At 65.1% G+C, this 14469-nt stretch carries 15 protein-coding genes and 1 pseudogene; 9 read left to right on the top strand and 7 right to left on the bottom strand.

Annotated elements, in window-relative coordinates; translation table 11 throughout:
• Nucleotides 1–318 (top strand): transposase (locus ACRDU5_RS13990; RefSeq protein WP_526615166.1); only part of this gene is annotated, 318 nt, incomplete at its 5' end.
• A 341-nt stretch (nucleotides 319–659) separates the two neighbouring features.
• On the opposite strand, the gene ACRDU5_RS13985 is transcribed toward ACRDU5_RS13990, so the two are convergent.
• Genes ACRDU5_RS13985 through ACRDU5_RS13955 form a run of 7 tightly spaced genes read right to left on the bottom strand, consistent with a single transcriptional unit; the run spans nucleotide 660 to nucleotide 6384 of the window.
• Complete coding sequence (locus tag ACRDU5_RS13985; RefSeq protein WP_526615167.1) at nucleotides 660–1373, bottom strand: acyl-CoA dehydrogenase family protein; 714 nt, start codon at nucleotides 1371–1373, stop codon at nucleotides 660–662.
• Nucleotides 1374–1416: 43 nt separating this feature from the next.
• A complete protein-coding gene (locus tag ACRDU5_RS13980) occupies nucleotides 1417–2580 on the bottom strand; it encodes an acyl-CoA dehydrogenase family protein (protein ID WP_526615164.1) in 1164 nt (387 codons plus the stop codon).
• Nucleotides 2577–3026, bottom strand: coding sequence for a nuclear transport factor 2 family protein (locus ACRDU5_RS13975; RefSeq protein WP_526615163.1), 450 nt, complete (start codon nucleotides 3024–3026; stop codon nucleotides 2577–2579). Before ACRDU5_RS13975 ends, ACRDU5_RS13980 begins: the two co-directional genes overlap by 4 nt.
• Nucleotides 3010–4230 (bottom strand): metal-dependent hydrolase family protein, encoded by a 1221-nt coding sequence (locus ACRDU5_RS13970; RefSeq protein WP_526615162.1) that lies wholly within the window; start codon nucleotides 4228–4230, stop codon nucleotides 3010–3012. Before ACRDU5_RS13970 ends, ACRDU5_RS13975 begins: the two co-directional genes overlap by 17 nt.
• Before the next feature lie 2 nt (nucleotides 4231–4232).
• Nucleotides 4233–4562 (bottom strand): hypothetical protein, encoded by a 330-nt coding sequence (locus ACRDU5_RS13965; protein ID WP_526615161.1) that lies wholly within the window; start codon nucleotides 4560–4562, stop codon nucleotides 4233–4235.
• Nucleotides 4543–5847 carry an aromatic ring-hydroxylating oxygenase subunit alpha gene (locus tag ACRDU5_RS13960; RefSeq protein WP_526615160.1) on the bottom strand — a complete coding sequence of 435 codons (1305 nt, stop codon included), beginning with the start codon at nucleotides 5845–5847 and terminating at the stop codon, nucleotides 4543–4545. The genes ACRDU5_RS13965 and ACRDU5_RS13960 overlap by 20 nt, the downstream gene beginning before the upstream one ends.
• A 6-nt stretch (nucleotides 5848–5853) precedes the next feature.
• Nucleotides 5854–6384, bottom strand: coding sequence for a carboxymuconolactone decarboxylase family protein (locus ACRDU5_RS13955; protein WP_526615159.1), 531 nt, complete (start codon nucleotides 6382–6384; stop codon nucleotides 5854–5856).
• A 234-nt stretch (nucleotides 6385–6618) separates the two neighbouring features.
• Between ACRDU5_RS13955 and ACRDU5_RS13950 the strand changes: the two genes are divergently transcribed.
• The 8 genes and pseudogenes from ACRDU5_RS13950 to ACRDU5_RS13915 all read left to right on the top strand — a co-directional run.
• Nucleotides 6619–7911: an amidohydrolase family protein gene (locus tag ACRDU5_RS13950; protein ID WP_526615158.1), complete on the top strand. Its 1293-nt coding sequence runs from the start codon at nucleotides 6619–6621 to the stop codon at nucleotides 7909–7911.
• 120 nt (nucleotides 7912–8031) lie between these two features.
• The gene (locus ACRDU5_RS13945) at nucleotides 8032–9210 is read left to right on the top strand and encodes an acyl-CoA dehydrogenase family protein (RefSeq protein ID WP_526615157.1); all 1179 of its coding nucleotides are present in this window, start codon (nucleotides 8032–8034) and stop codon (nucleotides 9208–9210) included.
• Entirely contained in the window at nucleotides 9211–9969 is a 759-nt protein-coding gene (locus ACRDU5_RS13940) for an SDR family NAD(P)-dependent oxidoreductase (protein WP_526615156.1), read from the top strand. It begins immediately after the preceding gene.
• Nucleotides 9969–11195: a CaiB/BaiF CoA transferase family protein gene (locus ACRDU5_RS13935; RefSeq protein ID WP_526615155.1), complete on the top strand. Its 1227-nt coding sequence runs from the start codon at nucleotides 9969–9971 to the stop codon at nucleotides 11193–11195. Before ACRDU5_RS13940 ends, ACRDU5_RS13935 begins: the two co-directional genes overlap by 1 nt.
• A 30-nt stretch (nucleotides 11196–11225) precedes the next feature.
• Nucleotides 11226–12371: a thiolase family protein gene (locus ACRDU5_RS13930; RefSeq protein WP_526615154.1), complete on the top strand. Its 1146-nt coding sequence runs from the start codon at nucleotides 11226–11228 to the stop codon at nucleotides 12369–12371.
• A 23-nt stretch (nucleotides 12372–12394) separates the two neighbouring features.
• The gene (locus ACRDU5_RS13925) at nucleotides 12395–13543 is read left to right on the top strand and encodes an acyl-CoA dehydrogenase family protein (RefSeq protein WP_526615153.1); all 1149 of its coding nucleotides are present in this window, start codon (nucleotides 12395–12397) and stop codon (nucleotides 13541–13543) included.
• 94 nt (nucleotides 13544–13637) lie between these two features.
• Nucleotides 13638–14243, top strand: coding sequence for a TetR/AcrR family transcriptional regulator (locus ACRDU5_RS13920; RefSeq protein ID WP_526615152.1), 606 nt, complete (start codon nucleotides 13638–13640; stop codon nucleotides 14241–14243).
• Nucleotides 14240–14469, top strand: a pseudogene (locus ACRDU5_RS13915) (hypothetical protein); the annotation flags it as partial. The gene ACRDU5_RS13920 and the pseudogene ACRDU5_RS13915, both read left to right, overlap by 4 nt.

The following is a 14469-nucleotide window of genomic DNA, read 5'->3' as shown; positions in this document are numbered from 1 at the left end:
CTGGTCAAACACGCCGGGCTGTGCCCCCGCGACAACGCCAGCGGCACGTTTAATGGCCGGGCCCGGATTTCGCGGCGGGGCCGGCCCCGGCTGCGGCTGGCCGCCTGGCGCGCCGTGTGGGGAGCGCTCCCGCATAACCCGGTGATGGCCGCCCGCCACCGGTATCTGACCACCCGCCAACACAATCGGCTCACCGATGGTCAGGCCCGCGCCGCCATCGCTGCCGCGTTGTTGCGCTGGATCCACGTCGTCGTCACCCGCCGCGTGTGCTGGGATGCCGCCATCGCCGGTGCCGCCGAACTGCCCGAAGCCGCGTAACAAGGAGGAGCCACCCGAATGAACCGAGGTTGGGGCCAAGCTCCACGCGTGCCTGAGGCACCAGCAGGTGACCTCGCCAGACACCATGAGCAGGCCCCGCCCGATCCTCACCAAACTCGGTTGCACGCAGTCGGGAACCAAACCCGCTTGACGAACTACGTAGAGACGAGGACCGGGCAGGCCCCCCAACACTTGACAAAAACCACTTACGAAGGTGTCTGTCCCGCGACACGCGGCAATCCGCGCGCAGAACCCGCACGGTCAAGACGCGACGAGCGTGCACAAACTGTCACCAATCACCGGCGTGTCGTGTGCAGACGCGCACGCTCGCGGGACCGAGATTAAAGCTGAACCAGCCTTGGGGTGGAGCCCGTCGCGCGCAGGGTCGCGCCGGCCTCACGGGTCAATTCCCTTGCGCTGCCGAGCAGACCGTCCAGCAGGACGACGCGCTTGACGTGGCGATGCAGGTCGTGCTCGGCGGTGAAGCCGACGCCGCCGAGCACCTGCTGGCAGTGCTTGGCGGCGGTCAGCGCCGCCTGGCCCGCCGCGGCCTTCGCCAACAGCGAAGTGAAATCGTCGGTTGCGGAGTTCAGGGTCGCCTCTGCGCCCTCGATCGCGACGAGCGTCTCGGCCAGCCGGTGCCGGATGGCCTGGAACGACGCGACCGGCCGGCCGAATTGCACGCGATCCAAAGCATGTTGGCGCGCGAGTGCCAGCATTGCCCTGCTGCTGCCCACCAGCCACCAGCTCAGCGCGCGGCGGCCCGCCGCGAGCGGAATTTCATCACCGGCGCTTACCCGGTGCACCGGTGTCTCGTCATCGAGCGCCGTGGTCGGCTCGTCGGTGCGTTCCCAAACCACCCAGGAGCCACCGGCGTACGGCAGCGGCACGGTGTCGCCTCCCACCACGTCGTTGATCACCGGCGCGTGCGCGCCGGTCTCACCAAGGAGGCCGAAAACCAGAGGTATTGCGGTGTCGGGCATTTCCTCGAGCATCTCGAGCCAGCCGAGCTCGACGAGCGCCTTGTCGAGCGCCTGGCCCGACGAGGCGAGCATTGTCTTGCGAAGTGTGTCGGCAAGGAGTTGAAGATCGTCGGGGCTAATTGTCGAAGCCACGATCATCCTTACCCAGATCGAGCAGCCGGCGCGCAATGATGTTGCGCTGGATCTCGGCGGTGCCGCCGTAGATCGTCGCTGCCCGCGAGTACAGATACTCGGTCCGCCAGGATGATTGGTCGAGTTCGATCGCGCCGGGCAGCAGATCGCGGGCGGTGTCGTACAGGCGCTGCTCCGCCGTCGCGAGCAGTACTTTGTCGATGGAGGTGTCGGCCCCTAGCCGGGCGCCGCCGTCGAGCCGGTATTGGGTGTCGCGCGACCGGCACCGCAATGTGTGCAGTCCCAGATAGGCTGCTCCGAGTGCGGCATCCTCCGTGCCGTCCAGCGCAGCGTTTCGATCGTTGACGTCGGCGATGAGCCTGTCGAATCGGGAGTACAGATAGGCGATGCGCTGCCAGAAGCACGTCGATCGTTCGAACGGAAGCAGATCCATCGCCAATCGCCAACCGTCACCGGGTTTTCCGAGCATGCGCTCCGCGGGTACGACGACGTCGTCGAGGTAGACCTCGCAGAACTCGTCGACGCCGTGCATGGTGCGCAGCGGCCGCACGGTGATGCCCGACGTATCGAGGTCGACGAAGAACGCGGTGATCGCCTCGTGGTCCGGGGTTCCCGGTGCGCCGGTGCGGGTGAGCAGGACGCACCGCGTCGCGTACTGCGCGAAGCTGGTCCACACCTTCTGGCCGTTGACGACCCACTCGTCGCCGCGCTGCTCGGCGCGGGTGGACAGCGACGCCAGGTCGCTACCGGAGCCGGGTTCGGAGAAGCCCTGGCACCAGGTTTCACGGCCGGACAGCAGGCGGGGCACCATCTCCGCGGCGAGATCGGGGTGCGCGTAGTCGATCATCGTCGGCGTCAGCACCTCGATCATGGAATACGGTCCGGGCTCGTCGAGTCCGCGGCCGACGACCTCCTCGCCGACGATGGCCCTCAGGATCGCGGGCCCACCCAGTCCACCGGCCTCGACGGGCCATCCGTATCGCATCCAGCCGGCGTCGTAGAGCGCGCTGAGTACCCGAGAGTGTTGGGCTTGGTGCGCATCCAGCGAGTGGTCACCGGGAGGAGGTGTCAGGTCGTTCTCGTCGAGCCACGCCACCAACTGCGACCGGAACTCGGCCGTCGTCGGGATCTCGTCGGTTGAGATCATCCGGCCTCTGGCCTGCCGATGGCATGGGGTCGACCCGAGTCGTGATCGCCGCTGCGCCGGATGAACGTCATGGCGCGGGTCTTCAGCCGCCAGCCGTCGGCGGTGCGGACATAGGTGTCGTTGTAATAGCCGATCCGCATGTCGTGCTTGGAGTGCTCGATAAAACACAACGGCTGCGTGCCGGTGGCCTTGTCGGGGTCGTCACCGTCGAGGTGCACCAGCGACGTGCCCGTCATGAAAAGCCCCTTGGGCGCGGCGTCGATGAGTTCGGGGAAGCGGGCCAGCGTGTAGGTGGAGCCGAATGCGCTGTACGTGCCGTCCGGGGTGAACACCGAAATCAGCCCGTCGATATCGCCTTGCGTGATGGTGACGGCATACTTCGCGAGGAGCTGCTGGATCTCGACCAGGTCCGCAGTTCGTGTTGGCCGGCTATTTGGCACAGTCATTTCGGAAAACCTTTCCGCCCTTCATCACAAAGTTCACGTTTCTGGTAACGGTGATGTCCGCCAACGGATCTCCGGGCACGGCGATGATGTCTGCGAGATAGCCATCGGCGATGCGGCCAAGGTTGGGCTTGTCGATCAGGTCGGCTGCGACGACTGTGGCCGCGCGCAGCACTGCGGCAGGCGGCATGCCCCAATCCACCAGCGTGACAAGCTCATCGGCGTTGCGGCCATGCGGGATCGCCGGGGCATCGGTGCCGACGGCAATCTTCGCCCCGGCCTCGTAGGCGGCCTTGATCGAAGTCCTGGCCTTCGGGAACATCTCGGCGGCTTTGTCCTGCAACTCCTTCGGAGCTCTGGACACGTCCATCGCCTCGGCCAGCCGCCTGGTCGTCACCAAAAACCGGTCGTTGTCGACGAGCATCTTGATCGCCTCGTCGTCCATCAGAAAGCCGTGCTCGATGCAGTCGATTCCGCATTCGACGGCGTGTTTGACCGCTTCGGCACCGTGGGTATGCGCTGCCACCCGCAACCCGCGGCGGTGCGCCTCGTCGACGATGACTCGTAGCTCCTCGTCCGAATAGTGCTGTGCGCCCGGCTCTCCGGTCAACGACATGACACCGCCGGAACAGCACACCTTGATCAGCTGCGCGCCGTGCTTGATCTGGTACCGCACCGCCTTACGGATCTCGTCGACGCCGTTGGCGATACCCTCCTCGACGGTCAGCTCCAGCACACCCGGCATGAATGCGGCGAACATCGTAGGGTCGAGATGCCCACCCGTCGGCGTGATCGCATGACCGGCGGGTACCACCCGCGGCCCCTCGATCCAGCCAGCATCGATCGCCTTGCCCAAAGCCACGTCGAGCAGATAGCCACCCGTCTTCACGAAAAGGCCGAGGTTGCGGACGGTGGTGAATCCCGCGCGTAGCGTGCGGCGGGCATTGCCGACCGCACGCAGCATTCGGGTCGGCGGATCGTCCTGAACCTGGGAGAGGCCGGGGTTTTCGCCCCGGCCACCCATCAAGAGGTTGACCTCCATGTCCATCAGGCCCGGAAGCAGGATGGAATCACCGAGGTCGATCAGCTCATCATCGACGGCACCGCCGATGCCGGCGATCCGGTCGTCGTCGACACGAATGATCCCCGGCCGGACGATCTCGCCGGCATCGACATCCAGAACACCCGCTGCCCGCAGCGTCAGCACGCTTAGACCACCGGCTCCTTGACGAGTTCGATATACGTGGCGCCGCTGTCGAGGACGCGCGGTTGCTTCCAGACCTCGATCGGGAACGACACCATCACCAGCGACTGCATCAGGTGCATCAATGCCTTTGCGTCGTCGGGCATCTCGTTCAGCGGGAAGCGGGCGTCCAGGTAGACCATGGCGTCCTCGAGACGGTCGAACGCGGCGTCGTAGAACTCCTGCATTTCGGCCATGGTCGAGGCCAGGCGTTTGTCATAACGCTCCTGCTCGGTGGGCAGGCACCACTCGGTGAACCGTTCCAGGTCGGCGAACTCAGACGGTAACTTCGACACGGGCTTTTCCATTCTTGCTCTTCTTGTACTCGTTCACGTAGTCGCCTGCGGTCTTGTGCAGGTGGCGGAGCAGGATTTCCTGATCGCACAGCGGGAAGTCGGTGACCACCTTCGTGTTGATCATCGTCTGGGTGGCTTCCAAAGTGTTGGCGTCCTGGAACGCGTACTCCTTGAAGGTCACCGCGGCCAACTCCTGGGCGAGTCGCTGACGGGTGTTCTTCGGCGGCACGAAGTACAGGGTGCACTCAAAGATGTGCTTGTCCACTTCGGTGGGCCAGTAATGGTATGTGAGATACCAACCCGGCGCCCAGAACAGCAGCGTGAAGTTGGGGAAGAACTCGAACGAGTCGGTGCCCCAGGATTTTTGCCTGGCCGGATTGATCGCCGGCGGCAATTCTTCGGGAAGAATGCCCTTGATATCCGGCCGGTCCCAGGGACCGAAAAGTCCGCTGTGCAGCACCCGCTCGATGGGCTTGACCATGTTGAGGTCCTTGGGTGGCGACATCCCGCCCCAGGACGAGATCATCGCGTGATCGCCCTTCAGGTCGTAGTGCAGTGCCTCGAAGCCGTACCCGAGCAATTTGTCGGCTTCCTCCTTGGTGGCCTGCTTCTGGTGCAGCACCGGCGCGTGGTAGAACTCGGTGAACGCGTCGATGAACAGCTTCCAGTTTGCGTTGACCTCGGCCCGGTACGTGTAGGTCTCGGTCATCTCGTGGAAGGGATAGCCCTCGATGCCCTTCGCGAACTCGCCGAGGTAGTCGACCAGCGGTTCGGCGTCGTTGTCGAAGTTGATGAAGATGAACCCTTCCCAGACCTCGCACCGCACGGGCACCAGGCCGAACTTCGCCTTGTCCAGGTCGAAGAACTCGTCCTCCTGCTGCACGAACATCAGGTCGCCTTTGAGGTTGTAGCGCCATGCGTGGTATTTGCAGGTGAACTGGCGGCACGTGCCGGACACCTCTTCGCCCGGATAGTCGTTCCACACCAGCTTGTTTCCGCGGTGACGGCACATGTTGTAGAAGGCCCGGACTTCGTTGTCGGTGTCCTTCACGATGATCACCGATGCGCCCGCCCCGACCGACGGCATCTCCTTGGTGAAGTAGCTGCCCTTGCGGGGGAGCCGTTCGATCCGGCCGACGTTGAGCCAGAGCTTCTTGAAGATGGCCTCTTGCTCCAGCTTGTAGCGCTCCGGGTCGATGGAGTCGGTGTAATCGACCGGCGCAGTGCCCAGCTCCGGCCAGTTCTCTGTCCAGCTTCCGGCAGCCGGTTTCGCGAAATGTGCCACGTTGTCCTACCTCTCCTGTTCGAGCTCGACGCCAAAGGTTTTCAAAGCCATGGACACGGTGACGTAGCAGCCGACCGTGAAAACGAAGTCCATCCGCTGCCGTTCGTCGAAGCGCTCGCCCAGCGCTGACCACGTCGCGTCGGACAGTTCAAATTTGTCGAGAAGTTCGTCCACGCCGGCCAGCACCACGCGGTCGAACTCGTCGGCGGCTTCGCCACGCTGCACGCCGGCGATCTCCTCCTCGGTGAGCCCTTCCCGCATGCCGATCTTGACGTGCTGCCCCCACTCGTATTCCGAGTCGGTGCGGTGCGCCACCCGCAGGATGGCCAGTTCGCGCAGCCGGGGCGGCAACGTCGAGTGGAACAGCAGATGCACATTGAACTTCAGAAACGCCTTCGTCAGGTCGGGATGGTTGACGAACGTCGTGAGGATGTTGCTCGCGCGTTCCGGATTTCGCCGCTCTTCGGGCAGCATCACGGCGAGCGCCTGGTCGACGGCGTCGTCCCACTGATCCGCGGGCAGCGGGGGCACACGCACGGCCCTCTCCTCTCCGGCGTGAGAATCAGGTTCTCATTTCCGACTAATAGATTTCCATCTTTTGCCCCGATGGTCAATGGGCGGTGGTCAGGCGCTTCCCGACGCCGCCCGTTCCACCCGCGCTATGGTGGGAGAATCGGCATCACACATTGATTCTCTTACCATGAGAAGATAGTTTCCCTAGATAGAGAACAGTGCGGATACTACGGTGAGGCTCAGAACGAAGGGAGCGCCATGAACAAGGAAGACATGATCCTGATCAGCGTCGATGACCACATCGTCGAGCCGCCCGACATGTTCAAGAACCACCTGGCGAAGAAGTACATCGACGACGCGCCCCGGTTGGTGCACAACCCGGATGGCTCCGACACCTGGCAGTTCCGTGATGTGGTGATCCCCAACGTCGCGCTGAACGCGGTCGCGGGGCGGCCGAAGGAGGAGTACGGGCTCGAGCCGCAGGGTCTCGACGAGATCCGGCCGGGGTGTTGGCAGGTCGATGAGCGGATCAAGGACATGAACGCCGGCGGGATCCTGGGGTCGATCTGCTTCCCCTCGTTCCCCGGTTTCGCGGGGCGCCTGTTTGCCACCGAGGATCCCGACTTCAGCCTGGCGTTGTTGCAGGCCTACAACGACTGGCATGTCGAGGAGTGGTGCGGGGCCTATCCCGCGCGGTTCATTCCGATGTGTTTGCCCGTGATCTGGGATGCCGAGGCGTGCGGGAAGGAGGTGCGGCGCAACGCCGAGCGCGGCGTGCATGCCCTGACCTTCACCGAGAACCCGGCGGCGATGGGCTACCCCAGCTTCCACGACGACTACTGGACGCCGTTGTGGGAGGCCTTGGTGGACACCGACACGGTGATGAACGTGCACATCGGCTCCTCGGGCCGGTTGGCCATCACCGCACCCGATGCGCCGATGGATGTGATGATCACGTTGCAGCCGATGAACATCGTCCAGGCCGCCGCCGATCTGTTGTGGTCCAAGCCGATCAAGAAGTACAAGGATCTCAAGATCGCGCTGTCGGAGGGCGGCACCGGGTGGATTCCGTACTTCCTGGAGCGCGCGGACCGCACCTATGAGATGCACTCGACATGGACCGGCCAGGACTTCGGAAAGCAGAAGCCTAGCGAGGTGTTCCGCGATCACTTCCTGACCTGCTTCATCTCCGATCACGTGGGCGTCGCGCTGCGCAACCAGATCGGCATCGACAACATCTGCTGGGAAGCCGACTACCCGCATAGCGATTCGATGTGGCCCGGGGCGCCCGAGCAGCTGCACGACGTGCTCACCGAGAACAACGTGCCCGATGTCGAGGTCAACAAGATGACCTACGAAAACGCGATGCGTTGGTATCACTTCGACCCGTTCACTCACATCCCCAAGGATCAGGCCACCGTCGGCGCCCTGCGCAAAACCGCCGAAGGTCACGACGTGTCCATCCAAGCGCTCAGCCACAAGGAAAAGACCGGCGCCACCTTCGCCGACTTCGCGGCGCAGGCCAAGGAGCTGACCGGCAATACGGACTGAGTACCCGTGCGGCTAGCCGGCTGAAAGTCCGGAATAGAGTCGCGAGTGCGCCGGTGCGCCGACGACCGTTTACGCACCGGCGCATTGGCTTGTGCGGGATTTGACCAGAGGAGAGCACCAATGCCCGACGGTATGAGTTTCGAGCTGACCGACGATCAGGAGCTGATCCGCAAGTCCGTCGCGGAACTGGCGGGCAAGTTCGACGACCACTATTGGATGGAGAAGGATCAGGCCCACGAATTCCCGCAGGAGTTCTATGACGCCATCGCCAAGGGCGGCTGGCTCGGCATGACCATCCCGGAGTCCTACGGCGGTCATGGCCTCGGCATCACCGAGGCCACCCTGCTCCTCGAGGAAGTCGCCCGCTCGGGCGGCGCGATGAACGCGGCCAGCGCCATCCACCTGTCGATTTTCGGCATGCAGCCCGTGGTCAAACACGGCTCCGATGAACTCAAGGCCGCCACGCTGCCCCGCATCGTCAACGGCGACCTGCACGTGTGTTTCGGCGTCACCGAGCCCGGCGCGGGCCTGGACACCTCCCGCATCACCACGTTCGCCAAGCGCGACGGCGACAGCTATGTGGTCAACGGCCGAAAGGTGTGGATTTCCAAGGCAAAAGAGTCCGAGAAGATCCTGCTGCTGACGCGCACCACGCCGTATGACGATGTCACCAAGAAGACCGACGGCATGACGCTGTTCTTGGCTGACCTGGATCCCGACCATGTCGACATCCGGCCGATCAGCAAGATGGGCCGCAACGCGGTCGGCTCCAACGAGGTATTCATCGACGACCTGCGGATTCCGGTGGGGGACAGGGTCGGCGAGGAGGGCAAGGGTTTCTCCTACATTCTCGACGGCCTGAACCCGGAGCGGATGCTGATCGCCGCCGAGGCGCTGGGCATCGGCCGGGTAGCACTCGAAAAGGCCGTCAAGTACGGGAATGAACGGCACGTGTTCAACCGGCCGATCGGCATGAATCAAGGCCTGCAGTTCCCGCTCGCCGACTCGCTGGCCCGGCTCGACGCGGCCGAGCTGGTGCTGCGCAAGGCGACCTGGCTCTATGACAACGGCAAACCCTGTGGGCGCGAGGCGAACACGGCGAAATACCTGTGCGCCGACGCGGGATTCGCCGCCGCGGACCGGGCACTGCAGACCCACGGCGGTATGGGCTACGCCGAGGAGTACAACGTGTCGCGCTACTTCCGCGAGTCGCGGTTGATGAAGATCGCACCGGTCAGTCAGGAGATGATCCTGAACTTCCTCGGCGAACACGTGCTGGGAATGCCGAGGAGCTATTAGGTGACCAATTACTTCGATCTGACCGGCCGCTCGGCGCTGGTGACCGGTGCCGCGGGCGGTATCGGCTCGGCGGTCTCGGAGGCGCTGGCCGACGCGGGTGCGGCCGTGCTGGTCACCGATCTCGACAAGGACGCGGCAGCCGCTGTCGCCGAACGCATTTTGGCAAGCGGCGGCCGGGCCGAGTCCGCCGCCCTCGACGTGTCCGACCGAGAGTCCGCAGACGCGGCCGCGGCGCAGGCGGCAGCACTCACCGACGGCGCGCTGCACATCGTGATCAACAACGCGGGGGTCACCAAGCCGGCGATGTTCGACAAGACCAGCCAGGAGTCGTTCCGGCTGCTGTTCGACATCCACGTGATGGGTGCGTTCAACGTCACCCAGGCGGCGTTGCCGTACATCCCGACCGACGGCACGGGCCGGATCGTCAACGTCACCTCGGCGGCCGGGCTGACCGGAACCCTCGGCCAGGTGAACTATTCGGCCGCAAAGGCCGGCATCATCGGCTTCACCAAATCGCTGGCGCGCGAACTGGCCAGCAAAAACATCATGGTCAATGCGCTGGCCCCACTCGCCGCAACGCCGATGACGGAAACCATTCGGACGAACGAGAAGTTCGCGGCCAACATGCGCAACCGCATCCCGATGAAGCGCTGGGCCGAGCCGGCCGAGATTGCGGGCGCGTTCGTGTTCATGGCGTCCAACGCGGCGTCCTACATCACCGGGCAGATACTGCCGGTGGACGGCGGCATGGTGATGTGATGCCCGAAGCGGAGGCATCGCAGGCGCCGCTGGCAGGCATCACGGTAGTGGCGATGGAGCAGGCGGTGGCCGTACCGATGTGCACCCGCGTTCTCGCCGACTTCGGCGCGCGCGTGATCAAGGTGGAGAACCCCGACGGCGGCGACTTCGCCCGCGACTACGACGACGTCGTCAACGGACCAGGTGGGCTTGCCGCGCACTTCGTCTGGTGTAACCGCGGCAAGGAATCGGTCACGCTGAACCTGAAGTCGCCCGCGGGCATGGATATCCTCCATCGGCTGCTGGATCGCACAGACGCGTTGGTCTCCAATCTCGCGCCGGGATCCACTGCTCGCCTTGGTGTTTCGCCTTCCGATCTCGCCGAGCGACACCCCAACGTCATCCCGGTCGAGATCGACGGATACGGACCGGGCGGCCCGATCTCGCACAAGCGCGCCTACGACCTGCTGATCCAGGCGGAAGGGGGCTCGTGTGCCGTCACCGGTTACCCCGGCATGCCCGCCAAGCCCGGACCCGCGATGGCCGATTTCACCACCGGGCTCTACGCCGCGCTGTCGATCCTCGCGCTGCTGTTCTCCCGCGACCGCCGCCAGGGCCCCGCTCCCGCGGTGGGATTGAGCCTGTTCGATGTGTTGACCGACGTCATGGGCTACCAGCTGACCTACACCCAGCACTCCGGCATTGACCAGCAGCCGCTCGGCGTCGGCTCGCCCGCGGTCGCACCCTACGGCGCGTTTCCGACCCGCGACGGGCAGACCGTGGTGCTCGGCACCACCAACGACCGCGAATGGCAGCGGGTGGCGAGGGAGATCATCGACCGTCCCGACCTGGCCGACGACGCGCGCTTCGCCAGCAATTCCGGTCGCTGCGCACACCGCGAAATACTCGACGAGGCCATCGGATCCTGGTGCGCGCAGCACGATCTCGCGTACATCCAGAAGGTGGCCGACCAGGCGGGGATCGGCAACTCGCGCTACAACTTACCGAGCGAGGTGATCGTTCATCCGCAGCTGACGGCTCGCGACCGCTGGCGGTCGGTGGAGACGACCAAGGGCCCGATCCAGGCGCTGCTGCCGCCGCCGGTCATCGCCGGTTACGATCCGCCGATGAGGGCGGTTCCCGGGCTGGGCCAGCACACCGACGCCGTGCTGGCCGAACTCGGCCTGGGGCAAGACGAGATCGCGGAGCTACGCGAGCAAGGGGCCATCGGCCCGGTGTACCGCTGATGCCGCGGTGCAGACGGAATGGAGACAAAGATGCGTGAAACGGTGATCGTCGAGGCGGTCCGCACTCCGGTCGGCAAGCGCAACGGTGGGTTGTCCGAGATGCACTCCGCCGACCTGTCCGCGCTCGTGCTCACCGCGCTGGTGGGGCGGGCCGGCATCGACCCCGATGTCGTCGACGATGTGGTGTGGGGCTGTGTTTCGCAGGTCGGCGACCAATCGAGCAACATCGCGCGCTACTCGGTGCTGGCCGCCGGATGGCCCGAGACCATTCCGGGCACCACGATCAATCGCGCGTGCGGATCGAGCCAGCAGGCGTTGGACTTCGCCGTGCAAGGCGTGATGTCGGGGCAGCAGGACGTCGTCGTCGCGGGTGGCGTCGAGGTGATGAGCCGGGTGCCACTCGGCGCCGCACGAGCGACCGGCATGCCGTACGGGCCGAAAGTGCTTGCGCGCTACGGTGATTTCTCGTTCAACCAGGGCATCTCCGCCGAGATGATCGCGCAGAAGTGGGGCTTCTCCCGAACACGCCTCGACGAGTATTCGACGTCCTCGCACGAGCGTGCGGCCGCCGCACAGGACAGCGGGGCCTTCGAGAACCAGATGATTCCGGTGTTCACCGGCGGCGAACCGGTCGTTGCCGACGAGGGTGTGCGGCGGGGTACCAGCGTCGAAAAGCTCGCGGGCCTGAAGCCGGCGTTCTCCGACGACGGCGTCATTCATGCGGGCAACTCCTCGCAGATCTCCGACGGCGCGGCGGCGCTACTGGTGATGACGGCCGAGAACGCAATCACGTTGGGGCTGACCCCGATCGTGCGGTATCGCGCCGGCGCCGTCACCGGCGCGGACCCGGTGCTGATGCTCACCGGTCCGATACCGGCCACCGAGAAGGTGCTGCACAAGGCCGGTGTCGGCCTGGACGAGGTCGGTGTGTTCGAGGTGAACGAGGCCTTCGCGCCGGTGCCGCTGGCATGGCTCGAGGAGACCGGGGCCGACGAGAAACGGCTCAACCCGCTGGGCGGGGCGATTGCGCTCGGCCATCCGCTCGGTGCATCCGGCGCGGTGCTGATGACCCGCATGATCAATCATATGCGGGACAACGGGATTCGCTACGGGCTGCAAACGATGTGTGAGGGCGGCGGAACGGCCAACGCGACGTTGGTCGAACTCATCGCGTAGAGATAGAGACAGGGGGACGCCACGTGCGTCGAGATCTATTCACCGAAGACCACGAGGCGTTCCGGGAGTTGTGCCGTGACTTCGTGGAAAAGGAAGTGGCGCCGCATTATCCCGAGTGGGAGAAGGCCGGCCGGATGCCCCGAGAGGTCTTCGAGCAGATGGGGTCGCTGGGCATGCTGGGCATGGCCATCCCGGAGGAGTACGGCGGGGCCGGCATCGCGGACTATCGCTACAACGTCGTGATGCAGGAGGAGGCGGCACGCGCCCTGGTCACGTTGTCGACCGTGCGCACCCAGCTCGAGGTGATCCTGCCGTACTTCCTGCACTATGCGAACACCGAGCAGCGCGAACGCTGGTTTCCCGGCCTGGCCGCCGGCACGCTGCTGACCGCGATCGCGATGACCGAGCCCGGTACGGGATCGGACTTGGCAGGCATGCGCACCACCGCCGTACTCGACGGCGACGAGTACGTGCTGAACGGCGCCAAGACGTTCATCACCGGCGGAATCCAGGCGGATCTGGTGATCGTGGTGGCCCGCACATCGACCGATCCGGAGAACCGCCGCCGGGGCCTTACCCTGCTGGTCGTCGAGGACGGCATGCCCGGGTTCGACCGCGGCCGCGAGCTGGACAAGATGGGCTGCAAGGTACAGGACACCGCGGAGCTGTCCTTCACCGATGTGCGGGTTCCGCTGGCCAACCGGCTGGGGGAGGAGGGCGAAGCCTTCGGCTACCTCGGCCACAACCTGCAGCAGGAGCGCCTCACCGTCGCCGTCGGGTCGGTCGCCCAGGCGCGGTCGGCGATCGCGGCAGCAATCGATTACACCAAGGACCGCAAGGCGTTCGGCACGCCCGTCGCGTCGTTCCAGAACACCAAGTTCGAACTCGCCGCATGTTCGACGGAGGTCGAGGCCGCCCAGGCCATGCTGGACCGGGCGGTGGCCCTGCACGTCGACGGCGAGCTGACCGGCGCCGACGCTGCGCGAGTGAAACTGTTCTGCACGGAGATGCAGCAGCGCGTGGTGGACCGCTGCCTGCAACTCTTCGGTGGATACGGCTACATGATGGAGTACCCGATCGCCCGGCTGTACACGGATGCGCGGGTGGCCCGGATCTACGCCGGGACCAGTGAGGTGATGAAGGTGATCATCGCCAAGTCGCTGGGTCTCTGACGGCTGTCAAGAATTTTCTCATTGAGACCCTTGTCACACCCGGGCAAACCAACCTACTGTGTGTTCACTAGGTTGGTTTGCCCGAAGGAACTTCGTGACAGCCGCACGGCCCTACGACACGCTTCTCGCCAAGGGCGAGGACCGCAGGCAGCGCATTCTTCGCGTGGCCGAGCGGCTGCTCGCGCGCAACGGGTGGCGAAACACCTCGCTGGCCCAGATTGCCAAGGAAGCCGGTGTGACGCCGGCCGGCCTGCTGCACCACTTCGAGTCCAAGGAGCAGCTGCTCAACGCGGTCGTCGACGCCCGTGATGCTGACGACGACGCCCACGCGGACCGATCAGGTGACCTCATCACCGAGCTCAGCCGGGTGCCGGAGCGGTTCGACCGCGCCCCCGAACTGATCGGCACGTTCACGGTGCTGCTGGTGGAGAACATCGCGCCCGGCGCTCCCCTGCACGAGCGCATCCAAGGGCGGTATCGCGACGCCGTCGACATCATCACGCAGATCATCGAGCGTGGTCAGCGTGACGGACAGTTCCGCCCGGATTGTGATGCGGCCACCAAGGCCGTCGAAATACTCGCCTTCATCAACGGAATGGAGACCCTATGGTTGCTCGATCGCTCAATACCGGTCACCGAGGTGTTCAAGGGGTACGCAGAGTCGCTGGCCGTCGAATTGGCGCCCCGGAGCACGAAATGAGGTATCGGCTCGACGTGGTCGCCGCCACGGTTGCCGACGTGGTCAGCTTCGCCGGCGGCTGGATGTACGACCGGGTGATGGCCGGGTGGGACGTCACCGTACTCATCGGCGACCACTCCGACGAGCGGCCGCTGCAGATCCTCGGTGTCGAGACCGCGGACCTGGAATCGGCGCTGGCGCTGTGGGCAGAGCGGCCTCATCCGCAGACTGTCGCGGTCGCCGCGGA

The sequence above is a fragment of the Mycobacterium sp. genome (assembly GCF_050701515.1).
Lineage (GTDB): Bacteria > Actinomycetota > Actinomycetes > Mycobacteriales > Mycobacteriaceae > Mycobacterium.
The sequence above is the reverse complement of the archived record's forward strand: the minus strand, read 5'-3'. Positions and strand labels throughout refer to the sequence as shown.